This window comes from Bradyrhizobium sp. Kon58 (assembly GCF_055807455.1).
Genome location: NZ_JBVVOT010000005.1, coordinates 107,176 through 129,020 on the forward strand (window position 1 = coordinate 107,176; position 21,845 = coordinate 129,020).

18 protein-coding genes are annotated in these 21,845 nt (G+C 64.4%); 8 read left to right on the top strand and 10 right to left on the bottom strand.

What is annotated here, in order from left to right; genetic code table 11:
- Positions 1-27: 27 nt before the first annotated feature.
- Positions 28-2,181 carry an NAD-dependent DNA ligase LigA gene (gene ligA, locus AC0L20_RS11415; protein WP_473288603.1) on the top strand — a complete coding sequence of 718 codons (2,154 nt, stop codon included), beginning with the start codon at positions 28-30 and terminating at the stop codon, positions 2,179-2,181.
- A gap of 111 nt (positions 2,182-2,292) precedes the next feature.
- On the opposite strand, the gene AC0L20_RS11420 is transcribed toward ligA, so the two are convergent.
- Together AC0L20_RS11420 and AC0L20_RS11425 are read right to left on the bottom strand one after the other, a co-directional pair.
- Positions 2,293-3,567 carry a multidrug effflux MFS transporter gene (locus AC0L20_RS11420; RefSeq protein WP_473288604.1) on the bottom strand — a complete coding sequence of 425 codons (1,275 nt, stop codon included), beginning with the start codon at positions 3,565-3,567 and terminating at the stop codon, positions 2,293-2,295.
- 323 nt (positions 3,568-3,890) lie between these two features.
- On the bottom strand, positions 3,891-5,720 hold the full coding sequence (locus AC0L20_RS11425) for an aminopeptidase P family protein (protein WP_473288605.1): 1,830 nt from the start codon (positions 5,718-5,720) through the stop codon (positions 3,891-3,893).
- 188 nt (positions 5,721-5,908) lie between these two features.
- On the opposite strand from AC0L20_RS11425, the gene AC0L20_RS11430 reads away from it, so the two are divergent.
- Entirely contained in the window at positions 5,909-6,088 is a 180-nt protein-coding gene (locus AC0L20_RS11430) for a hypothetical protein (RefSeq protein WP_473288606.1), read from the top strand.
- A gap of 24 nt (positions 6,089-6,112) precedes the next feature.
- On the opposite strand, the gene AC0L20_RS11435 is transcribed toward AC0L20_RS11430, so the two are convergent.
- Entirely contained in the window at positions 6,113-7,000 is an 888-nt protein-coding gene (locus tag AC0L20_RS11435; RefSeq protein WP_473288607.1) for a 50S ribosomal protein L11 methyltransferase, read from the bottom strand.
- A 163-nt stretch (positions 7,001-7,163) separates the two neighbouring features.
- On the opposite strand from AC0L20_RS11435, the gene AC0L20_RS11440 reads away from it, so the two are divergent.
- The gene (locus tag AC0L20_RS11440; protein ID WP_456769831.1) at positions 7,164-7,319 is read left to right on the top strand and encodes a Flp family type IVb pilin; all 156 of its coding nucleotides are present in this window, start codon (positions 7,164-7,166) and stop codon (positions 7,317-7,319) included.
- 277 nt (positions 7,320-7,596) lie between these two features.
- Here AC0L20_RS11440 and AC0L20_RS11445 read toward each other — a convergent pair whose 3' ends face one another.
- Positions 7,597-9,207, bottom strand: a complete 1,611-nt coding sequence (locus AC0L20_RS11445; protein ID WP_473288832.1) for a phytoene desaturase family protein — start codon at positions 9,205-9,207, stop codon at positions 7,597-7,599.
- A gap of 177 nt (positions 9,208-9,384) precedes the next feature.
- On the opposite strand from AC0L20_RS11445, the gene AC0L20_RS11450 reads away from it, so the two are divergent.
- Positions 9,385-11,661 (top strand): spermidine synthase, encoded by a 2,277-nt coding sequence (locus AC0L20_RS11450; protein WP_473288608.1) that lies wholly within the window; start codon positions 9,385-9,387, stop codon positions 11,659-11,661.
- 34 nt (positions 11,662-11,695) lie between these two features.
- Here the strand turns inward: AC0L20_RS11450 and AC0L20_RS11455 are convergent, their stop codons facing one another.
- Complete coding sequence (locus tag AC0L20_RS11455; protein ID WP_473288609.1) at positions 11,696-12,703, bottom strand: glycerophosphodiester phosphodiesterase; 1,008 nt, start codon at positions 12,701-12,703, stop codon at positions 11,696-11,698.
- Positions 12,704-12,864: 161 nt separating this feature from the next.
- Here AC0L20_RS11455 and AC0L20_RS11460 point away from each other — a divergent pair, with 161 nt between their 5' ends.
- Genes AC0L20_RS11460 through AC0L20_RS11470 form a run of 3 tightly spaced genes read left to right on the top strand, consistent with a single transcriptional unit; the run spans position 12,865 to position 16,240 of the window.
- Positions 12,865-13,824 carry an acyl-CoA desaturase gene (locus AC0L20_RS11460; protein ID WP_473288610.1) on the top strand — a complete coding sequence of 320 codons (960 nt, stop codon included), beginning with the start codon at positions 12,865-12,867 and terminating at the stop codon, positions 13,822-13,824.
- A 45-nt stretch (positions 13,825-13,869) separates the two neighbouring features.
- Entirely contained in the window at positions 13,870-15,252 is a 1,383-nt protein-coding gene (locus AC0L20_RS11465) for an MBOAT family O-acyltransferase (RefSeq protein ID WP_473288611.1), read from the top strand.
- Positions 15,253-15,301: 49 nt separating this feature from the next.
- A complete protein-coding gene (locus AC0L20_RS11470) occupies positions 15,302-16,240 on the top strand; it encodes a hypothetical protein (protein ID WP_473288612.1) in 939 nt (312 codons plus the stop codon).
- A 6-nt stretch (positions 16,241-16,246) separates the two neighbouring features.
- Here AC0L20_RS11470 and AC0L20_RS11475 read toward each other — a convergent pair whose 3' ends face one another.
- The 3 genes from AC0L20_RS11475 to AC0L20_RS11485 form a co-directional block, all read right to left on the bottom strand.
- Complete coding sequence (locus AC0L20_RS11475) at positions 16,247-17,947, bottom strand: fatty acyl-AMP ligase (RefSeq protein WP_473288613.1); 1,701 nt, start codon at positions 17,945-17,947, stop codon at positions 16,247-16,249.
- A 24-nt stretch (positions 17,948-17,971) separates the two neighbouring features.
- Positions 17,972-18,226, bottom strand: a complete 255-nt coding sequence (locus AC0L20_RS11480) for an acyl carrier protein (protein ID WP_473288614.1) — start codon at positions 18,224-18,226, stop codon at positions 17,972-17,974.
- Positions 18,227-18,450: 224 nt separating this feature from the next.
- The gene (locus AC0L20_RS11485) at positions 18,451-19,221 is read right to left on the bottom strand and encodes a L,D-transpeptidase (protein ID WP_473288615.1); all 771 of its coding nucleotides are present in this window, start codon (positions 19,219-19,221) and stop codon (positions 18,451-18,453) included.
- A gap of 329 nt (positions 19,222-19,550) precedes the next feature.
- Between AC0L20_RS11485 and AC0L20_RS11490 the strand changes: the two genes are divergently transcribed.
- Positions 19,551-19,874, top strand: coding sequence for a hypothetical protein (locus tag AC0L20_RS11490; protein WP_027519597.1), 324 nt, complete (start codon positions 19,551-19,553; stop codon positions 19,872-19,874).
- 49 nt (positions 19,875-19,923) lie between these two features.
- Here AC0L20_RS11490 and AC0L20_RS11495 read toward each other — a convergent pair whose 3' ends face one another.
- Both AC0L20_RS11495 and AC0L20_RS11500 read right to left on the bottom strand, forming a co-directional pair.
- Positions 19,924-20,685 carry an ABC transporter permease gene (locus tag AC0L20_RS11495; protein ID WP_354060558.1) on the bottom strand — a complete coding sequence of 254 codons (762 nt, stop codon included), beginning with the start codon at positions 20,683-20,685 and terminating at the stop codon, positions 19,924-19,926.
- The gene (locus tag AC0L20_RS11500; protein WP_027570727.1) at positions 20,682-21,605 is read right to left on the bottom strand and encodes an ABC transporter ATP-binding protein; all 924 of its coding nucleotides are present in this window, start codon (positions 21,603-21,605) and stop codon (positions 20,682-20,684) included. Before AC0L20_RS11500 ends, AC0L20_RS11495 begins: the two co-directional genes overlap by 4 nt.
- Between the last annotated feature and the right edge of the window lie 240 nt (positions 21,606-21,845).

A 21,845-nucleotide genomic window follows, 5' to 3' on the forward strand; every position in this document is an offset into this window, starting at 1 on the left:
CCGCCCGCTCCATCGTATCCAAGCACCATGGCCAGAGCAGCAAAATCCAAATCAACACCGCTTCGCGACGTCGCTGACCTCACCAAGGCGCAGGCCAGGGTCGAGCACATGCGGCTCGCGCTCGAGATCGAGGGGCATAACGAACGCTACTACCAGGACGACGCGCCCACCGTCACCGATGCCGAGTATGACGCGCTACGCCAGCGCTTCAACGCGATCGAGAAGCGCTTCCCGGAATTCGTCAGTGCGGACTCGCCGTCGCAGAAAGTCGGTGCTGCACCGTCGGGCCGCTTCAAGAAAGTGCGGCATGCCGTCCCCATGCTGTCGCTCGACAACGCCTTTGCGGAAGAGGATCTGCGCGACTTCGTCGGCCGCATCGTGCGCTTCCTGAAGCTCGACGACGACAGAATCGATTTCTCCGCCGAGCCGAAGATCGACGGCCTCTCGATGTCGCTGCGCTATGAGGGCGGTGAACTCGTCACCGCCGCGACGCGCGGCGACGGCGCGGTCGGCGAGGACGTCACCGCCAATATCCGCACCCTCGAAGACGTGCCGCAAAAGCTGAAGGGCCGCAACGTCCCAGACGTCTGCGAGGTGCGCGGCGAGGTCTACATGACCAAGAAGGCGTTCCTGGCGCTCAACGAGCGGCAGAAGGCGGAAGGCGGCACCATCTTCGCCAATCCACGCAACTCGGCCGCGGGCTCGCTCCGGCAGAAGGATCCGACCATCACCGCCTCGCGCCCCCTCGGCTTCTTCGCCTATGCCTGGGGCGAGATGAGCGCGATGCCGGAGGGTACGCAGAGCGGCATGATCGGCTGGTTCGAGCGCTGCGGCTTCAAGACCAACCCGCTGACGAAGCTTTGTCACTCCGTCGAGGAGCTGCTCGCGTTTCATCACGCGATCGAGGAGCAGCGCGCAAAGCTCGACTACGACATCGACGGGGTCGTCTACAAGGTCGATCGCATCGACTGGCAGGAACGGCTCGGCTTCGTCTCGCGCACGCCGCGCTGGGGCATTGCCCACAAATTCCCGGCCGAGCGCGCCACGACGGTGTTGCGCGACATCGAGATCCAGGTCGGCCGCACCGGCTCGTTCACGCCGGTAGGCAAGCTCGAACCGGTCGGCGTCGGCGGCGTGATCGTGCAGAACGTCACGCTGCACAACGAGGACTACATCAAGGGTATCGGCAACAAGGGCGAGGTGCTGCGCGAGGGCCGCGACATCAGGATCGGCGACACCGTCGTGATCCAGCGCGCCGGCGACGTCATCCCGCAGGTGGTCGACGTCGTCCTCGACATGCGGCCGAAGAGCGCTAAGGAATACCACTTCCCCAAGAAATGTCCGTGTCCGCTGCATACCGACGTCGTGCGAGGAGAGACGGCCGCTGGCGAAGAGGGCTCACGCGCTCGCTGCACCGGCGAGTTCGCCTGCCCCTATCAGAAGATCGAGCATTTGAAGCTGTTCGTGTCGCGGCGCGCCTTCGACATCGACGGTCTTGGCGAGAAGCAGCTCCAGTACTTCTTCGACGAGGGCTTTGTGAAGGAGCCAGCCGATATCTTCACGCTGGAAAAGCGCAATTCGAAACTCAAGCTGGAGGACATCGAGGGTTACGGCGCAACCTCGGTGCGCAATCTGTTCGGCGCGATCGAGAGCCGTCGGAAGATCGCGCTGGAACGTTTTATCTACGCGCTCGGCATGCGCCATATCGGCGAGACCACGGCGCTGGCGCTGGCCCGCGGCTACGGCTCCTGGGACGCCTTCCACGACGCCAGCCTCAAGGTCGCCAAGGGCGACGAGGAGGCGGTGGCCGAGATGGATGCGCTCGACCAGATCGGCGAGACCGTGATCAAGAGCATCGCGGATTATTTCGGCGAGAGCCACAATCGCGGCATCGTCGAGCGGCTGACCAGGGAGGTCGAGATCATCGACGCCGAAAAGCCGAAGGGCAACTCCGCCGTCGCGGGCAAGACCGTGGTGTTCACGGGCTCGCTGGAGAAGATGACGCGCGACGAGGCCAAGGCCACCGCTGAGCGGTTAGGTGCAAAAGTGTCCGGATCGGTGTCCAAGAAAACCGATTTCGTCGTCGCCGGCCCCGGCGCAGGTTCGAAGCTCGCGGAAGCCAACAAGCATGGCGTCAAGGTGCTGACCGAGGACGAGTGGCTGGCGCTGATCGGGGAGTGACGTTTCCTTTCGTCATTGCGAGCGCAGCGAAGCAATCCAGAATCTTTCCGCGGGTCGCAGTCTGGATTGCTTCGCTGCGCTCGCAATGACGGTGAGAGGGCATCCCGCTCCTCACATCATCCCGCTCTCTTCCTCCTCCGCCTGCCCGATCAGCGTCTCGCTCACCATGACCTCGCGGCGGGGGACGACGAAGATCATCGTGCAGGCGCACAGCAGGGAGATCGCCAGCACTGCGGCGGTGAGCGGCAGCGTGGTCGCGGAATGGCCGCCGAGATAGGCGCCGAATTGCGACATCAACGCGCCGATGCCCTGCTGGAGGAAGCCCATCGCACCTGAGGCGGTGCCGGCGGCCTCGGGACGGATGCTGATGGCGCCGGCGGCGGAGTTCGCCATCACGAAGGCATTGCCGACCATCACGATCATCTGCGTGCCGAACAGCCAGGCGGGTGCCTCGTTCCAGCCGGTGAAGCTCCACAGCAGGTTCAAGAGGCTGCCGCAAAGCTGGAGCGCGAGGCCGAACCAGATCAACTTCTCCAACGAGTGCCGCGGCGCGAAGCGCACGCAGAGCAGATTGCCGACGAGATAGGCAAAACCCGTCGTCGCGAACCACGCGCCGTATTCGGCGCTGGTCCTGCCCATCTGCGTCACCACGATATAGGGGCCGCCGCCGGCGAAGGTGAAGATGATCTGCGAGGCCAGCACCTGGCACATCACGTAGCCGACGAAGGCGCGGTTGCGGATCAGGATGCCGACATCGCCGCGAAAGCCGCTGCCGGCGGCGCGGTCTCGGCGGGTCTCGGGCAGCGCGAATGCGATGCCGACGGCGACAATGATCGCGGCGACGGTGATGGCGTAAAAGATCGCGCGCCAGCCGAACGCAGTCTCGATCAGGCCGCCGGTGAGCGGGGAGACCATCTGCCCGATCATCAGCACCGCGATGACGAGGCTGATCATCGAGGCGACGCGGTCGCGCTCGTAGATGTCGCGGATGATGGCGCGGCTCACCACCATGCCGGCGGCGCCGCCCAGCGCCTGGAAGAAGCGCGCGGCGATCAGCTGCGGCAGCGTTTCCGCGAAGATGCAGGCGACGCTGGCGACCACCATCAGCGCCAGGCCTCCAAGCAGCACCGGGCGCCGCCCGAAACGGTCCGACAGCGGGCCCATGATGAGTTGCGACAGCGCGATGCCGACCATGTACAGCGACACCGTCATCTGCGCGACGGAGATGTCGCTGCCAAAGGTCGTCGCCAGCACCGGCAGCGCCGGAACCAGCATGTAGAGCGAGATCGGCGCGATGCCGGTCATGACGACGAGCAGCAGCAACACCACGCGCGAGGTCGCGAGGTTCTTCGCCGTGTCCGCCGGCTTGCTGATCATGCCGTGCATGCGTGTCCGTCTCGTAGAAATTCGAATCTGACTGTAGCGCGCCCGCGCAAGACGGATATCGGCGTTTCGGAATGCGGCTATACGGATTCCGGGACGGTTATGATGAGGGCACCATGGCGCCGATTGGGCGCGTTGCTCGCGTCAAAAACTCGGTGTCATCGCCCGGCTTGACCGGGCGATCCAGTACGCCGCGGCATCTCCGCATACGTTTGATGTCTCTGGAATACTGGATTCCCCGCCTTCGCGGAGCATGACAGCGGGGGGTGGAAATGAGCCTTGCGCAAAGCGCGTGGTGCTATGCGTCGAGCCCGTAAATGGCGAACTTACGCCTTCAGCTCCGCCGTGGCCTGGTCCAGCCAGGCCTTCGTCGTCTCGTCCAGGGCCGGCCGCACCTCGGTCCTGACGCGCGCGTGATAGGCGTTGAGCCAGTCGAGTTCGTCCTTGCCGAGCATGCCGACATCGATCAGCCGGCGGTCGATCGGCGCCAGGGTCAGCGTCTCGAACGCGTTCATCGATTTTTCCGCCCCCTTGATATCGGCGGCGACCACCAGTTCGAGGTTCTCGATGCGGATGCCGAAACCGTCGGTCTTGTAGTAGCCGGGCTCGTTGGACAGGATCATGCCGCGCTTCAGCGGCGTGGTGCCGAGCTTCGATATCCGCGCCGGTCCTTCGTGCACCGAGAGATAGCTGCCGACGCCGTGGCCGGTGCCATGCTCGAAATCGACGCCGGCGGCCCAGAGATATTGCCGTGCCAGTGTGTCGAGTTGCGCGCCGGTGGCGCCGTCGGGAAAGATCGCCCGCGCGATCGCGATGTGACCGCGCAGCACACGCGTGAAACGGTCGCGCATCTCCGCGGTCGGCTCGCCCACGGCCATGGTGCGGGTGACGTCGGTGGTGCCGTCTTCGTATTGTGCACCTGAATCGATCAGCAGCAGATCGCCGGGCACGATCCGCCGGTTGCTCTTGCGGGTGACGCGGTAGTGCACGATGGCGCCATTTGGGCCGGTGCCCGATATGGTCGGGAACGACACGTCCTTGAGCGCGCCGGTGTCGCGACGGAACGTCTCCAGCGCCTCGACCGCGTCGATCTCGGTGAGCTTGCCGCTTGCCGCCTCGCGATCGATGAAGGCGAGGAAGCGCGCCAGCGCCACCGCGTCGCGCCGGTGCGCCGTTTGCGTGCCCTTGATCTCGGTCGTGTTCTTGACCGCCTTGAGCAGTGCGATCGGATCGCTGCCGCGCACCGGCTTGCCGCCGGCGCCCGTGATCAGCCGGCTGAGGGCGTCGGCCGCGGTCGCATTGTCGAGCGCGATCGATCCACCGCTCTTGGCGAGCGCCATCAGCGTCGGCGCCATCGCATCGGGCTCGCGCACGTCGGCGGACTGCTCGAGATGGTCGCGGCTCAGATTGGAGAGCTTGCGGTGATCGATGAAGATGGTGGGACGACCGTCTTTCGGCACCAGCGCATAGGACAGCGGCAGCGGCGTGTGCGCGACGTCGGCGCCGCGGATGTTGAAGGTCCAGGCCACGGCATGGCTGTCGGACAGCACCAACGCATCGACCCCGAGCTTGCCGATCTCGCTTCTGATCTGCGTCAGCTTCTCGGCTTCAGCCACGCCGGCATGTTGCATCCCGTGCACCGTGACCGGCGCAATCGGCGGCTGTGGTCGGTCTTGCCAGATCGCATCGACGGGATTGCTGTCGACGGCGACCAGCTCGGCACCGCCCTTGGTGCAGGCGGCGGACAAACGCTCGGCTGCCGCAAAAGTGTGCAGCCACGGATCAAATCCTAGGCGGTCGCCGGCCTTCAGGTGTGCCGATATCCAGCTTTCCGGCGGGGGATCGATCAGAGATTCCACGGCCCAGGCCCTTGAATCGACCTGCTTGGCCGCCTGGATCGTGTAGCGGCCATCGACGAACACCGCAGCCTCGTGCGTCAACACCACCGCCAGTCCTGCCGAGCCGGTAAAACCGGTCAGCCAGGCCAGACGCTCTTCCGACGGCGGCACATACTCATTCTGCTGCTGATCGGCGCGTGGAATCACGAAACCGGTCAGCTTGCGGCGGGCGAGTTCTTCACGGAGCGCGGCCAACCGCGCCGTCAACGCGACGCCGGCCTCGGGCTCCTCGAATGTCTGGAAGTGCGCTTCGAACATGGTGGATCACTTTAGGATCATGCGGATCAGTCCGCAATGTAGACGCATTTGAGGTCGCATCTGGCATGGACTGTGCTTGAACAAGTTCCATTCGAATTGAGTGGAGTACAGGATGCGGCAGTTGCGCTTCGTCCGGATAACAGGGAAATTCGAGCAAGTTGTTCATCTCAACGACGAGGGGACACTCGATGCCAGCGTTCACGTTTGAGAAGATTACGCCGCCGGTGCGCCGCGCCCCGGCTGCGGCAACACCGAAGAAACCGCGCGGCCTCATCAACCAGATGATCGACCGTTTCGCCGAACGCCGCGCGAGGCGCGCCTCGCAGGCTGAGCGCGCGATGCGCCGGGACGAGAAGGCGGCAAAGTAGCGGCATTTACGGCAGCACCGGTACTCACCCCATCTTCCGCAGCAACAGGCTGCTCCATCCTTCGATCCGCAAGTGCTTCAGAGGCACGAGGCCGCGCGCGCGGTAGGCGGCGATCACGGCGGGGACTTGGGGCGTCAACAGGCCGGAGAGGATGACACGCCCTCCGGTCGCGAGGTGCCGCGTCAACGGGCCCGCCAATTGCCGTAACGGATTGGCCAGGATGTTGGCCAGCACCAGGTCGAACGGGGCGCATCTGCCGAAATCGGCCGCAGCGAATCCGGTGGCACGGATCACGCGCACATGGTGACCGACCTCGTTCAACAAGGCGTTCTCGGCTGCCACCTTGACCGAGGCCGGGTCGATGTCGGAGGCCAGCACCGCGCGATGAAGCGCCTTCGCCGCCGCTATCCCCAGCACGCCGGTCCCGGTGCCGAGGTCGAGCACGCGGCCGGGCCGGGTGCTTTTCAGGACATGGTCAAGCAGGAGTAAACAGCCGCGTGTGGTGCCGTGATGGCCGGTGCCGAAGGCGAGAGCCGCCTCGATCTCGATGGCGAGCTTGTTTGGCGCCACGCGGTCGCGGTCATGGCTGCCGTGGACGACGAAGCGCCCGGCCGGCACCGGGACGAGATCTTCCAGGCTCGACTTGACCCAGTCCCTGGCTTCGACAGTGTCGAAGGCCAGCGTGTCTGCAATCTCATTTCCTGCTGAAGTTGCAACGAGTTCGTGCAGCCATGCCCGGTCCGGCGCGTTCGCGAAATGCAGCGCGACGTCCCACTGTCCGTTCGGCTGCTCGAAGGCGGCGACCGCCGCATCGTCCTCGAAGAACATTTCGGTGAGGACGTCGACGATGCGCTTGGCGGCGATCTCGCTGCCGATCGAAAAACTGGCGCGATGGGTGGGGGAAGGCTGCATTCTTAGGGTTCCGTCCGGTTCAATTTTTGGAACTTTTGTTCCCGATTTTTCTCATAACTTGCATCTAAGAGATTAACCCGACCGCAGGTTGTGCCCCGTACATTTCCGGGTGTTGGGCAACCCACACAGCTTGAAATAGAATAGGAGGCGAAACTTGAAGCGCATGATTTTGAAGTTCTGGACCGACGATTCAGGTGCAACCGCAATCGAATACGGTCTGATCGCAGCCGGCATCGCGCTGGCGATCATCACCGTGGTGAACGGCCTGGGCACCACGATGAACGAGAAGTTCACCTCGATTAGCACCTCCTTGAAGTAATTTCCGCCTTCCATCTCCCGGCGGGGCCATTTCTCCATACGACTGCTTTCGAGCCGCGCCCGTCGGGGGAATTGCCCCCCGGCGGGCGAAGTCGTTTTTGGGATTGGCTTTCACAGAATGCCCACAGGCTTTCCGGTGGTTTTTCCGGACTTTGTCCACGGATTATTCCGCCGCACATCCCCGGATTTTCCGCCGACTTGTACCAGGCCTGAAGGGGCGTTACCCACCGCTCTTTCACAGCTCTGCCAACAGCCTTGTCCACAGCCCATCCACGGGCTTATCTACGGCTTCCGAACAGGCTGCGGTGATCCCTCAAAATCGCCTGCGCGGCGTTGTGGCCGGGCGCGCCCGTGACGCCGCCGCCGGGATGGGCGCCGGAGCCGCAATGATAGAGGCCCCTCACGGGTCCGCGATAATCGGCATGGCCCAGCATCGGCCGGGCTGAGAACAGCTGGTTCAGCGTCAGCGCGCCGTGGAAGATGTCGCCCCCGAGCAGGCCGAATTGCCGTTCGAGGTCGAGCGGTGACAGGATCTGGCGGCCGAGCACGCTGGTCGCAAAGCCCGGCGCGTATTTGTCCACCGTCGCGATCATGAGGTCGGCGACCTCGTCGCGATGGTCGTCCCACGACTTTCCATCGGGAAGCTCCGGCGCCACGTGCTGGCAGAACAAGCTCGCGACATGTTGTCCTGCGGGCGCGAGCGTATCGTCGAGCGTCGAGGGGATCAGCATTTCCACGACCGGCTCTCGGCTCCAGCCGTGCGCGCGGGCATCGAGGAAGGCGCGGTCCATGTAGCCGAGATCAGGGGCCAGGATAATGCCCGAGGTGAGATGATCGCCGTCGCCCGGCAACGCCGTGAACGAGGGCAGGCGCTCGAGCGCGACGTTCATGCGGAAGGTGCCGGAGCCGTTCTTCCAGTGCCGGATGCGGGCGAGGAAGTCGGCCGGCAGCGCATCGGCCGCGACCAGCCGTGTATAGAGCAGCTTCGGATTGACGTTGGCCGCTACATATTTCGCGCGGATGGTCGTGCCGTTCTCCAGCGCCACGCCGACCGCGCGGTCGCGCTCGATGATGACCTCGCGCACGCCCGCATCGGTGTCGATCACAACGCCGCGGTCGCGTGCGGCGCGCGCCATGGCCTGGGTGATCGCGCCCATGCCGCCGATGGCGTGACCCCAGACGCCCTTCTTGCCGTTCACCTCGCCGAAGGCGTGATGCAGCATCACATAGGCCGAGCCCGCGGCGTAGGGGCTGGCATAATTGCCGACGATGGCATCGAAGCCGAACAGCGCCTTGACCAGATCATGCTCGAAACGTTCGTCCAGCATCTCGCCGGCCGAGCGGGTGAAGAGATCGAGCAGGCTGCGGCTCTGCTCCAGCGACAGCCCGCGCAGGATATTGGCGCTCTGGAATGCGTTCACGGCCTCGCGGATCGAGGCCGTGCCGAAACCATCGAGCAGGTTTGGCGGCGCGCGCAGCACGAACTGCCGGAGCACGTCGGCGATATCTTCCAGCTCGCGCGAAAACCCGTCGAGCGCGTTTGCGTCATGCGCGCTCAGCCGTGCGACGGACGCTTGCGTCCGCCCCTCGCCGGTGAGGAGATAGCTGCCGTCGGGGGCGGGCAGAAAATTCTGCGCGCGCCGTTCGACGATGCGCAGGCCCTGTTCGGCCAGCTTCAAGTCACGGACCACTTGCGGGTTAAGCAGGCTCACGGTGTAGGCCGCCACCGAATTGCGGAAGCCCGGATGAAACTCCTCCGTGACCGCGGCCCCGCCGACCACCTTGCGGCGCTCGACCACGCGCACCCGCAAGCCGGCCATCGCGAGATAGGCCGCGCAGGTGAGGCCGTTATGGCCAGCGCCGATGATGATGACGTCGGTTTCGATCATGAAGGGTGCAAGCTGTTCCACGGTCATTCCGGGACGGTCTGTGCGACCCGGTTCGGAATGACATCTGTATATGAAGCATTCCCTGCTGCAACATCACGAGACCCTTTATTGCTCGTTCAGGCGCCTTGTGCTCCATTGCGCGCGCCCGGCACCCGCCGGGATTATGCCGGAGCTTCCATGGATTCGATCGTACAACCCGCCACGGAGCAGCCGTCCTCGTCACGCAACCGGCTGCTGCTGACGGTCTACACCGCCGCGATCTTCGTCAGCGCGCTGTTGCTGTTCTCGGTGCAGCCGCTGTTCACCAAGATGGTCCTGCCGCGGCTCGGCGGCTCGCCGGCGGTGTGGTCGGTGGCGATGGTGTTCTTCCAGTCGCTGCTGCTGGCGGGCTACGCTTATGCGCATCTCCTGATGCAGGTGAAGAACCGCATCGTTCCGGTGGTGGTGCATCTCCTGCTGCTGATCACGGCGTTCGTCACGTTGCCGCTCGGCATCGCCTCCGCCTATGGCGATCCGCCCGCTTCGGGCTACGCGATCTGGCTGCTCGGCCTGTTCGTGATCTCGATCGGGCTGCCGTTCTTCGCGCTCGCCGCCAACAATCCGTTGCTGCAGGCCTGGTTCGTCCGCACCGGGCATCCTGCCGGACATGATCCCTATTTCCTCTATGCGTCCTCCAACATCGGCAGCTTCCTCGCCCTGCTGTCCTATCCGTTCCTGCTGGAGCCGATGTTCACGCTGCACACGCAGAACCGGCTCTGGACTGGCGGTTACGGCATTCTGATCCTCCTGATCGCAGCATGCGGCGTGCTGCTGTTGCGCTCGCCGAAGCTGGCCATGGTCGATGCACGAACCGAGGATTTGAATGCGCCGGCGCCCGGTTTCATGACGCGGCTGCGCTGGATATTCCTCGCCGGAGTGCCGTCCGGCCTGCTGATCGCCGTCACCGCGCACATCTCGACCGATGTTGCGGCCGCGCCGCTGCTCTGGGTGCTGCCGCTGTCGCTGTACCTCTTGACCTGGGTGGTGGTGTTCCAGTCGCGGCCGCTGCTGCCGCACAAATGGATGCTGATGCTCCAGCCGGTCGCGATCGCGGGCATCGTCTTCCTGCTGGCCTTCGGGGGCGAACAGAACCTGCTGCTGACGCTCGGCGGGCATCAATTGTGCTTCTTCGTCATCGCGATGGCCTGCCACGGCGAATTGGCGCGGACCCGGCCAGGCGCCAGATATCTCACCGGATTCTATGTCGCGCTGTCGTTCGGCGGCATGGTCGGCGGCCTGTTCGCAGGGCTGGTTGCGCCGTTCACATTCTCCTGGATCGCGGAATATCCGATCCTGGTTGCGCTTGCCGCGCTGTGCCGGCCGCCCGCGAACGAGCGGCTGGCGGGCATCGTCAAATGGTACTGGCTGGCGCTTGCCGCGCTGGTCGTCGTGCTCGTTACGCCCTTTGCCACGACGGGCGCCCTGTCGAGCTGGTTCGAGGATCACCGCGTCTGGCTGGCCAGCGGCGTCGGCGTGCTCGCCGCGCTGCTGGCGCTGGCGGTCAACGCCGGCCGCTGGAAGATATTCGCCACCGTCGCGCTGGCGCTGGCGCTGATCCGGGTTTATCCGGCGGACGAAGGCCGCGTCACCACGGTGCGCAGCTTCTTCGGCGTGCACAAGATCGTGGTGACGCCCGGCGGCTATTTCCATGTGCTGATGCACGGCACCACGATCCACGGCGCCGAGCGTTTCCTCAACAATGACGGCACACCGGTCACCGGCCGGCCCGAGCCGATCACCTACTATCACAAGGATGGCGGCATCGGTCAGGCCGTCAGCGCGATCCGGGAACGCAAGGGCGCTCCGTTGAAGGTCGCCGCGATCGGTGTCGGATCGGGCACGCTCGCCTGCGCCGCCGAGCCCAACGAGAGCTGGACCTTCTTCGAGATCGACCAGTCCATGGTCGACGCGGCAAGCGATCCGAAGAATTTCCGCTACATCTCGAGCTGCATGCCGGGCCTGAAGCCGGTGATCGGCGATGCCCGCCTCACCTTCGCGAAGGAGCCGGACGGCGCCTATGATCTCATCATCGTCGACGCCTATTCGTCCGATGCGATCCCGATCCATCTTGCGACCGAGGAGGCGATGAAGATCTACAAGGACAAGCTCGCTCCGCACGGCGCCGTGGTGATGCACGTCTCCAACCGCCACCTCGATCTCGAGACCGTCGTGGTCGGCATCGCCGATGCCAACGATCTCAAGAGCTGGGTCTACAACGAGGATTCGGGGCGCGATGGTGACTACATCTTCTCGACCGACGTCGTGATATCCGCCCGCGAGGATGCCGACGTCGGCAGGCTCGCATCGTCGAAATCATGGGAGCAGACCGAAGCCGACGACAGGGTGCGGGTCTGGACCGACGATTACTCCAACATTTTGGGCGCGCTGTACCGGCGCTTGCGCGACGGGGAGTAGGGACAGTTCGTAGCAGAAAGCCTGCGGCTCGGCCTCACGGCTCCACCGCTGTCCCCGCGGGCAACGCAATTGCCTTCTCGCCTGCGACCTGCCGCAACAAATCGGGCCTATCGGAGATGATCCCGTCGACGCCGATCTCGATCATGCGCGCCATGTCCTCAGGCTTGTTGACCGTCCAGACCACGACACGCAGTCCGAGCGCATGGGCCTCGACGATTAGCGCCGCGGTCACATCGCCGAAATAGGGTGACCAGACCGCGCCGCCCGCAGCCTTGATGGTTTGGGGCAGCGACCCGCCATGATCGGCCGGGCTGAACCCCGCCGTCCAGTTGGTCGCCTTGTCCAGCGCCACCGTCTGGCTCGAGCCGCGCTGGAGCGTCAGGTACACCGTCGGCATCTTCGGTGCGCGCTGCTGGACGAGCAACAGAGTCCGCCAGTCGAACGACTGGATCATGACGCGGTCGGAGAACTTTTCGGCTTCGATCAGGGCAAGCAGCCTGGTGACGAAAGCTTGCGGATCGAGCGTCTCGTCCGGATGGTTAGGATCGATCTTGGTCTCGATGTTGAAGCGCACGCGCGTATTGCCGGATTTGCGCACCAGCGCGAACAGCTCGCTCAAGGTCGGAATGCGGGTCCCGGGCATGGCGCGCTGGTCGGGGAATTGCTTTGCGTAAGGGCTGTCTGGCCGGATCTGGCCGACGTCGTAGGTCCTGACATCGGCGAGCCGCAGTTTTACGAACGGCGTGCCGGGGGCCGCTACAAAGGCGCCGCTCGCATCCCGCGTGATATCGGGATTGAGCCCGCGCTCATGCGACACGACGACTTCTCCGTCTGCGGTGATGCCGACGTCGAGCTCCAGCGTGTCCACACCCATCGAGAGCGCGTTGGCGAAGGCCGGAAGCGTGTTTTCCGGCAACAGCGCCCGCCCGCCGCGATGGGCCTCGAGGTCGAAAGCCGAATCAAATGCCGAATCGAATCCCATGGCCGGTCCCGCAATGAGAAGTGACAGTACGGTCAAGATCGTCGCAGCACGTGACGGCATGGCGGCTCGTGGGGCAAGGGGAAAGGGGCGATATTTCAACGCGTTTTGGCGCGTCCGGCCGATTGTATCGGTTTTCGTGGCTGTTGAAACCTTGGGCGGTCGCTTGGGTTGCGGCCGGCGCGGGGGTATGTACTCATAGTCGGTGCCCTGGAATCCCGCCCGTGCAGCAGCAACGCGATCATCGAATTATCCGCAGCCGGCATTTTCGCCGGATGCAGCGCCGGCATTTCATCATCTTCGACGTTTTGCCCTTCGTCGGCACGCTGCTGGCGTTGGCCCTTCTGCTCTACCACCCGATCGGCGCGATGGAGCTTGGCCTGTTCGTCGGCTTCTGGCTGGTCACCGGCCTCGGCCTTACCGTCGGCTATCACCGGCTCTTCACCCACCGCGCCTTCGCGACCTCCACGGCGATGAGTGCGATCCTGGTCGTGATGGGATCGATGGCCGGACGCGGTCCCATGCTGTCCTGGGCGGCCATGCACCGCCGGCACCACGAATTGTCCGATCACGATGGCGATCTACACTCGCCGCGGCTGCACGGGGACGGCGCGTTCGGTCGCCTGCGCGGCTTCCTGCACGCGCACCTGACCTGGATGATCGCGCACGATTATCCCAACGTCGCGCATTATGTCCCGGATCTGATGGCGGATCGCAGGCTGGTTGCCGTCAACAGCTACTATTACACCTGGGTCGTTCTCGGCCTGGTGTTGCCGGCTGCGATCGGCGGCCTTGTCACCATGAGCCCGTGGGGCGCACTCACCGGCTTGCTCTGGGGCGGCGTGGTGCGCATGTTCGTGGTCGAGCAGACCATGTCCGCGATCAATTCCGTGATGCATAGTTTTGGCGCGCAGCCTTTCGTCACCCGCGACGACAACAGCCGCAATCTCGGCGTGATGGCCTGGCTTGCCTGGGGCGAGGGCTGGCACAACAACCACCACGCCTTTCCCTATTCCGCGGCCTTCGGCCTGCGCTGGTTCGAGTTCGATCCGGGCTTTATTTTCATCCGGGCCCTGGAAGCGCTGGGACTGGCCTGGGACGTCAAGGTGCCGAGCGAGGAGAAGATTGCGCGACGCATGCTGCGGCAGCCGGGTGACGTTGCGCCCGACCTCGAAACGGGCTGAGCATCATCCGCCGGCTCACGCCGGCGATGGCGCGGCTTTGAACCGATGCTGTTCAACGACTATCCCTTTCTCCTGGTCTTCCTGCCCGCGGCGCTGCTGATCTATCGCTTGGCCGATCCCTATCCGGGCTTGCGTATCGGCGTGCAGGTCGCGCTGTCGCTCGCCTTCTATGCCTGGGGCAGCCCGTCCTTCATCCTGCTCCTGATCGGCTCGATCGCGATCAATTGGCTCGCCTCGGTCGCCTATGGGCGCGTGAAGTGGCCGGCGGTGCTGACACTGGTGATCGTGCTCGATCTCGCGGTGCTGGCGCTGTTCAAATACGCCAACTTCCTTCTCGCCAATCTCGGCCTCGTCCTCGGTACGACGCTGCCGGTGCTCGACGTCGGGTTGCCGCTCGGCATCTCCTTCTTCACCTTCCATCACATCATGTATCTGGTCGACCTGAAGCGCGGCAGGGCTCCGCTCTATACGCTCGACCGCTACGCGCTCTACATCGCCTTCTTCCCGCAGGCGATCGCCGGCCCTCTGGCGCGCTGGTCGGAGGTGATGCATCAGTTCGGCAGGCAGGTCTACGTTCCGGGCTGGCAGCGCCAGTTCTGTGTGGCGACCTGCTTCATTGCGATCGGCCTATTCGAAAAAATCGTGATCGCCGACGGCCTCGCGCATCTGCTCGATCCCATCTACGCGCAGGCAGCGAACGGGCCCTCGCCCAGCGGCGATGCGTGGCTCGCCTTCTGCTTCTCCTTCCAGATCCTGTTCGATTTCTCCGGCTATTCCGACATCGCGATCGGCCTCGGCCTGCTGTTCGGCGTACAGCTGCCGTACAACTTCAATGCACCGCTGCGCTCGACCAATATCCAGGATTTCTGGCAGCGCTGGCACATCACCCTGATGCTGTTCCTCCGCGACTACGTGTTCTATCCGCTGGTCAATCTGCGCCTGTTGCCGCGGCGCTGGCTGCCGGTGCAGTTCTTCGCCGCCATGATGATCACGATGGCGCTGTGCGGCCTCTGGCACGGCGCGAGCTGGACCTTCGTGCTGTGGGGCGTGCTGCACGGGCTTGCGCTGGTCGCCTGCACGCTGTGGCGTCGCTACGGCCCTGAGTTCCCGTCATGGCTTGGCTGGGCGCTCACCGTGCTGTTCGTGCTCGCGACCGGCGTGGTCTTCCGCGCGGGCTCCGTGGAGGCGGCATGGCATGTCTTCGCCGGACTCGTTTCGCCGCTGCCGCTCGAGCGCGGCAAGCATTTGTGGCCGCTGATTGTAGCGCCGCTGTTCGCCTTCCTGCTGCCGGCGAGCCAGGACATCGTGGCGGTGCTCACGCGCCGTCCCAATCCGTGGCTGGCGGGTCTGCTCGGTCTTGGGCTGTTCGCATTGTTGCTCCACATGGGTGGTCGGGATCTGCATGACTTCGTCTACTTCAAGTTCTGAGACTGATCCCGGCTGGGGCCGGAGCTTGCTCGCGTGTCTGGGCACGTTGATGGCCGCTGCGCTGCTGGTGCTCGCACTGATGGTGGTGGTCGATCCCTATGATAGCGGCAAGCTCGGCCTGCTTGGCATCGACGGCGTCGACAATCGTCTGACCCAGATCACGGCCGCGAGCCGCGCGCGGAATCCGGATTTCAATGCCGCGATCCTAGGCAATTCGACGGCGCAGATGATCGAGCCGGCGGAATTGTCGCGCGCGACCGGCCTGCGCTTCGTGCAGCTCTACATGACCGGTGCATTTCCCCGCCAGGAGCTCGCGGTGCTGGACTTCTTCCTGCGGAATCACCGCGAGGTCGGCGCACTGGTGGTCGTGGCCGACCCCGGCTGGTGCGCGCATGCGCGGGCGAAGGAGGAGGGCGGCGTCCCGTTCCCTGACTGGCTCTATGACAGAAGCGTCGTCACCTACGCTGCACGCCTGATCTCCTGGCAGGCGATCGAGCACGCTTTTCAGCGCATCAGTATTGGGCTTGGCCGGCGACCACGGATGAACCCTGACGGCTTTGTCAGCTACGAGGACATCTGGCCGCCGGGCCAATTCAAGGAAGTCGGCTGGCCCAGGGATCCGGCGCCGTCCTCGTCCGCCGAGATGCGGGCGACATTTCCCGAGATCGCTGCGCTGGCAGATATGCTCAGGACATTGCCGGCCGATGTGCCGGTCGTGATCATCGTGCCGCCGACCTTCGCAACGACTGTGCCGAAGCCCGGCACGGAAGCCGCCCTGGAGCGGAGCGCCTGCGACGCCGCGCTGAAAAAAGTGGTCGCGGGCCGACCGCGCAGCAATTTCATCAGCTACCGCGTTGACAACGATCTCACGCGCGACCACGCCAATTTTGCCGATTTCATCCATTATCGCCCAATTCTCGCGCGCAAGATCGAGAAAGGGATCGCTGCGAGCCTGCGCGACGGGGAGAGCGCGAAGATCGATTTCTGAATCGTCTCAGCCGAGCTGCTCAAATCCGCCATCGAGCCAGAGCTTACGCGCCAGCTTGCGCTGGATCTTGCCGCTGGTGGTCTTCGGCAGGGTGCCGGGCCGGATCAGCGCGATGTGGCGCGCGGAGAGTTCGTGGTTGTCGGCGACGGCCTCGCGAATTAGGCCCCTGATCGCTTCAGCGTCGATCGCGTGACGCGCGGTGCGCTCGATTTCCTGGACGATGACGAGCATTTCTTCGCCGGTTTCGTCCGGCACCGAGAACGCCGCGCCGCAATTTTCGCGCAAAGCTCCATCGAGGGATTGCACCGTGCGCTCGACGTCCTGGGGATAATGGTTGATGCCGCGGACGATGATGAGGTCCTTGATCCGTCCCGTGACGAACAATTCGCCTGTCACGTCGAGGAAGCCGAGGTCGCCGGTGCGCAGCCACGCCCCATTTTCGCCGGCAATCTGCGCATTGAGCCCCTCGTGCGTCGCCTCGTCGTTGCGCCAATAGGCGCGGGCAATATTGGCGCCGTTCACCCATATCTCACCGACGCGGTCGGCGGGCAGGCGTGTGCGGTTCTCTCCCTCCACGATGGCGATCCGTTCGCCGGTGAGTGCGCGGCCGCAGCCGACGGCTAACTGCGTATCTTCCGCGTCGGAAGGCGCTTCCGCAGCGTGCGCCTGCAGCGCCGTGCGGCTCAGGCTGCGTGTGACATGACCGCCGCCACGGCGTCCGCCGGAAATCAGGAGCGTCGCTTCCGCCATTCCGTAGGCGGGGTACATCGCGCGCGGATCGAAGCCGTGGGGCGCGAATGTCTGGATGAACCGCTGGATGGTTTCCGCATGCACCGGCTCTGCGCCGTTCAGCGCGATCCTGAGCGAGGACAAGTCGATGCCCTCCATCTGGTCGGCGCGATAGCGGCTGACGCAGAGATCGAAACCGAAATTCGGGCCGCACGCCACTTCCGCGCGATAGTGCGAGATCGCGCGCAGCCAGCCGAGCGGCCGCTGCATGAACGCATTCGGTGCCATCAGCACGCAGGTCGCCCCAACATAGAGCGCCTGCAGCGCGTTCAGGATCAGCCCCATGTCGTGATAGAGCGGCACCCAATTGACGTAAGTCGATTGCCGGGTGTTGCCGAGCGCGAGCCGGATCATCTCGAGATTAGCGAGCAGATTGGCGTGGCTCACCATCACGCCTTTGGGCGCAGACGTCGAGCCGGAGGTGTATTGCAGGAAGGCGGTGTCGTCCGGCGCCGGCTCGGGCAGTTCGATTGTCTCATCGTCGGCCGCGGCGAGATCGACCTCGATCCAGCGAATGTTCTCATGCGCGAAGCGTGCCCGCAGATCACCACGGAGCCCGGCGGCCGAATTTGTCAGCGCCACCGTTGGCGTGCAATTGGCGAGGATCGCGGCGCTGGCATCGCGCGCGCTGCTTCGCCGTGGCATCATCATCGGCACGGCGATGATGCCGGCCATCAGACAGCCGAAGAACGCCACCATGAATTCGATGCCGGGCGGAAACACCAGGATGGCGCGGTCGCCGGGACGCGCGGCCGCGGTCAGTCGTGACGCGAGCGCGCCCGCGGCATCGTGCAGCTGTCGAAAGGTGAGGACAGCTTCCTCCGTCCCGCGATCGGAGACGAAGACATAGGCGCGGTCGTCGGCCTGGTCCGCCGCACGCCGGGCCAGAAGTGCCACGAGCGAGCGGAAGGTTTCCATGGGTTGCGCCGGCTTCAGCCGCCCTCAGGCGGCGGGGCGGAGTGCGCGCCTGTCGGCGAGAAATCGCGACAGCGCCTCAACGGTCGGATGGTCGTAGAAGTAGTCCGTCGACAGTTCGAGGTCGAGCTTCTCCTCGAGTTCCATCATCAGGTAGACCAGCATCGCCGAATCGAGCCCGAGGCGGCTGAACTTCGTGCCGATGTCGACGCGGTCCTTCGAAATTCGCAGGATATTTGCCAGGGCGGTAACGCAGAAATCCGAAATCTGCTCGCGTGTCATGTCATGTCCCAGAAACAATGGGAACGACAATAGGGCTGACCCCCTGGTTGTCAATTTGGTCGGAACGCCGCTGCGTTGAAGGTTGTGGACTGTTGCTTCCTTGCGTCGGCCGGTGCCCAATCCGTGCACAGGCTGGCGCTATTCCTGCGGTCGACTGCCGCAAGCGCCCGTCGCGGCAGCGGCTTTCTGATTCGCTGGCGCGGCAACGCCGCGTTCAGATAGGGTCAGTTCTGGTAATAATAGCCACGCGGTTGGTAAACCTGCCGGGGCTGCGGCTGATAGTAGGTGCCGTTGCCCTGATTGTAATATTGCTGCGGCTGCTGCTGATAGACTTGTGCGTCATAGAGCGGACGGCTGCCGCGTGGGGCGGGGTAGCGCGCGCCGGTGTCGCTGCCGTCGGCCGGATAGATGTAGTTGTCATCCTGCGGCATGTAGCGGCGGGCAGGTGCAGCCTGAGGCGTCAGGTTCACAGGATCGCCTGATGTGGCGTATTGGTCTTCAGCGGGCTGCGGCGCGCGGGCCACTGCCGTGGGGTTGCGGCCACGCGGATTGCGCGCCAGCGCCACCTGCGCCGAGCCGGTCAGCGTCACCGTGGTGTTGAGCACGCCCTGCTGCTGCACCAGCGCGTAGAGCGTCGTGGCATTCTGGCGCGACAGCCGCACGCAGCCATGCGAGGCGGGCGTGCCGAGCCGGCCGACCGAGTCGGTGCCGTGGATGGCGTGCCCGACCTTGGTGAAGAAGATCGCGTGCGGCATCGGCGCGTCGTCGAATTCCTTGGAGTAGTGATCCTCTTCCATGCGGAAAGTGCGGAACGCGCCGTTCGGCGTCTCCCGCGAGGGGATGCCTGTCGACACCGGCCAGTGGTAGCGCGCGACGCCGTCGACAGCGACGGTCATCTGCTGATTGTCCTTGTCGACGGTGATCTCGACCTTGGCCTGCGCGGTGCCCGCGCTCAAAAGCATCAGGGAGGTGAAAGCAATAAAAAACGAACGCATCTGACTTGTGGCCTCCGGCCTGTTCACACTAGGCGCCGCGGCTCTCCGTCCCCCGGCGTGCACTATGCCTGCAATCCGGCTTTCGTTCCAGCGGCCTGCAAAGCTAACCTTATTGCCATCGTTAACGGGACGCCCGGCGTAAGCAAGGCCGCTTAGTGCCGCAAAGCCAGCGGCGGCGCTGACATTTTCGCGAGCGGGAGATGCGTTCATAATGCCGACAATTCATCAGAATGGCGCAACCATCCGGGCAACCATTTGGCCGCATCGGCGTTGATGATCGTTGCCTCGACCGGCGGCTTCCGCCGCCGGTTTTACCTTTGGGAATGAAGATGAACAAAGTTTGCGTCGCCGCCGCTTCTCGGCCGGCCGGTCTGCCTTTCCGTCTGCTCTTCGCTGGCGCCGCCGTTCTGGCCGCGCTGTCCTGCATCCCACAGCCTGGCCATGCCCAAGGCATCGTTCGGGGCGCCCAGGAAGGTTCTTATGAAGGCAACCGGATAGCCGGCCCCGTCGGCGGCGTGGTTGGGGGCGCGGTCGGCGCGGGTGTCGGCGGTGCCGTCGGCGCGGTCGAGGGGGTGTTCGGCATTCCCCATCGCGGCCACCGTCGCTGCCGCGGCTATTACGACGGATACAACCGCTTCCACTGCTATCGGTAACCCCTGGCGATTCCGGGGCGCGCGCGTGCCCTCGGAATGACGGCCGGGCTCAGTTCTTCAACCGATATCCGGTGCGGAAAATCCACCAGATCGCGACCAGGCAGATCACCAGGAACGCCGTCGTCATGCCGATGCTGACGGCCATGCTGACGTCCGCGATCTCGTAGAAGCTCCAGCGGAAGCCGGAGATCAGATAGACGACCGGATTGAGCAGCGCCACCGTGCGCCAGGCGGGCGGCAGCATGTCGATGGAATAGAAGCTGCCGCCGAGGAAGGTCAGCGGCGTCACCACCAGCATCGGGATCATCTGGAGCTTTTCGAACCCGTCGGCCCAGATGCCGATGATGAAGCCGAACAGGCTGAACGTCACCGCCGTCAGCACCAGGAAGGCCAACATCCAGACCGGATGGTGGATGTGCAGCGGCACGAACAGGCCGGCCGTGGCGAGGATGATCAGGCCGAGGATGATCGATTTGGTCGCGGCCGCGCCGACATAGCCGAGCACGATCTCGAAATAGGAGATCGGCGCCGACAGGATCTCGTAGATCGTGCCGGTGAATTTCGGGAAGTAGATGCCGAACGAGGCGTTGGCGATGCTCTGCGTCAGCACCGAGAGCATGATCAGGCCCGGCACGATGAAGGTGCCGTAGCTGACGCCCTCGACCTGGCTGATGCGCGAGCCGATCGCGGCGCCGAACACCACGAAATACAGCGAGGTCGAGACCACCGGCGACACGATGCTTTGCAGCAGCGTGCGCCAGGTGCGCGCCATTTCGAACAGATAGATGGCGCGGACAGCGCGGTAGTTCATGACGCCCTCACGAGATCGACGAAGATGTCCTCGAGCGACGATTGCGTCGTGTCGAGATCGTTGAAACGGATGCCGGCGGTGCGGAGGTCGCCGAGCAGGCTGGTGATGCCGGTGCGCTCGCCCTTGGTGTCGTAATCGTAGACCAGGGTCGCGCCGCCGTCGCAGAGGTCGAGCTCGTAATGCCTGAGGCTCTCCGGCAGCGCATCGAGCTTGCCTTGCAGATGCAGCGTCAGCCGCTTCTTGCCGAGCTTCTGCATCAAGGTAGCCTTGTCCTCGACCAGCACGATCTCGCCCTTGTTGATGACGCCGATGCGGTCGGCCATCTCCTCGGCTTCCTCGATGTAATGCGTGGTCAGGATGATGGTGACGCCGGATTGCTGGAGCGTGCGCACCACCTCCCACATCCCCTTGCGCAGCTCGACGTCGACGCCGGCGGTCGGCTCGTCCAGGAACAGGATCTGCGGCTCGTGCGACAGCGCTTTGGCGATCATCACGCGACGCTTCATGCCGCCGGAGAGCGTGATGATCTTGCTGTCCTTCTTGTCCCACAGCGAGAGGTCCTTCAGCACCTTCTCGATATGATCAGGGTTCTTCGGCTTGCCGAACAGCCCGCGGGAGAAGCTCACGGTCGCCCACACGCTTTCGAAGGCATCGGTGTGCAATTCCTGCGGCACCAGCCCGATCAGCGAGCGCGCCTTGCGATAGGAGGTCTGGATGTTCTCGCCGCCGACCAGGACCTTGCCTTCGCTCGGATTGGCAATGCCGCAGATGATCGAGATCAGCGTGGTCTTGCCGGCGCCGTTGGGGCCGAGCAACGCGAAGATCTCGCCGCGCTTGATGTCGAGATTGACGTTCTTTAGCGCCTTGAAGCCGGACCCATAGGTCTTCGACAAATTGGCGACGGAAATGATGGAGGACATGATGGCCGCAAGTCTGAGGGGCGAAGCTGGGGAGGGGCGGCTGGAACCTGCCGGGAGGGGCAGGTCAGCGGAGCCCTGAGATAGGAATGCCCTTGCGCGGCTGCAATTAGCCGGAGAAAAATGGCCTCGAAACAGGCCCTTCCGTGGCAGGTTTCGGGCAAGTGTTGCGCGATGGTCACGGCTTGCTGCTAAGATCGTTATTCACGCGGCTCTTTGTTGCGTCTGCGAGCAGGCCATGGC

Bases quoted from the DNA above. Each gene is read 5' to 3' on its own strand.
- ligA (WP_473288603.1), top strand. From the start codon at position 28: ATGGCCAGAGCAGCAAAATCCAAATCAACACCGCTTCGCGACGTCGCT.
- AC0L20_RS11420 (WP_473288604.1), bottom strand. From the start codon at position 3,567: ATGCACGGCATGATCAGCAAGCCGGCGGACACGGCGAAGAACCTCGCG.
- AC0L20_RS11425 (WP_473288605.1), bottom strand. From the start codon at position 5,720: ATGTTCGAAGCGCACTTCCAGACATTCGAGGAGCCCGAGGCCGGCGTC.
- AC0L20_RS11430 (WP_473288606.1), top strand. From the start codon at position 5,909: ATGCCAGCGTTCACGTTTGAGAAGATTACGCCGCCGGTGCGCCGCGCC.
- AC0L20_RS11435 (WP_473288607.1), bottom strand. From the start codon at position 7,000: ATGCAGCCTTCCCCCACCCATCGCGCCAGTTTTTCGATCGGCAGCGAG.
- AC0L20_RS11440 (WP_456769831.1), top strand. From the start codon at position 7,164: ATGATTTTGAAGTTCTGGACCGACGATTCAGGTGCAACCGCAATCGAA.
- AC0L20_RS11445 (WP_473288832.1), bottom strand. From the start codon at position 9,207: ATGATCGAAACCGACGTCATCATCATCGGCGCTGGCCATAACGGCCTC.
- AC0L20_RS11450 (WP_473288608.1), top strand. From the start codon at position 9,385: ATGGATTCGATCGTACAACCCGCCACGGAGCAGCCGTCCTCGTCACGC.
- AC0L20_RS11455 (WP_473288609.1), bottom strand. From the start codon at position 12,703: ATGCCGTCACGTGCTGCGACGATCTTGACCGTACTGTCACTTCTCATT.
- AC0L20_RS11465 (WP_473288611.1), top strand. From the start codon at position 13,870: ATGCTGTTCAACGACTATCCCTTTCTCCTGGTCTTCCTGCCCGCGGCG.
- AC0L20_RS11470 (WP_473288612.1), top strand. From the start codon at position 15,302: ATGGCCGCTGCGCTGCTGGTGCTCGCACTGATGGTGGTGGTCGATCCC.
- AC0L20_RS11475 (WP_473288613.1), bottom strand. From the start codon at position 17,947: ATGGAAACCTTCCGCTCGCTCGTGGCACTTCTGGCCCGGCGTGCGGCG.
- AC0L20_RS11480 (WP_473288614.1), bottom strand. From the start codon at position 18,226: ATGACACGCGAGCAGATTTCGGATTTCTGCGTTACCGCCCTGGCAAAT.
- AC0L20_RS11485 (WP_473288615.1), bottom strand. From the start codon at position 19,221: ATGCGTTCGTTTTTTATTGCTTTCACCTCCCTGATGCTTTTGAGCGCG.
- AC0L20_RS11490 (WP_027519597.1), top strand. From the start codon at position 19,551: ATGAACAAAGTTTGCGTCGCCGCCGCTTCTCGGCCGGCCGGTCTGCCT.
- AC0L20_RS11495 (WP_354060558.1), bottom strand. From the start codon at position 20,685: ATGAACTACCGCGCTGTCCGCGCCATCTATCTGTTCGAAATGGCGCGC.
- AC0L20_RS11500 (WP_027570727.1), bottom strand. From the start codon at position 21,605: ATGTCCTCCATCATTTCCGTCGCCAATTTGTCGAAGACCTATGGGTCC.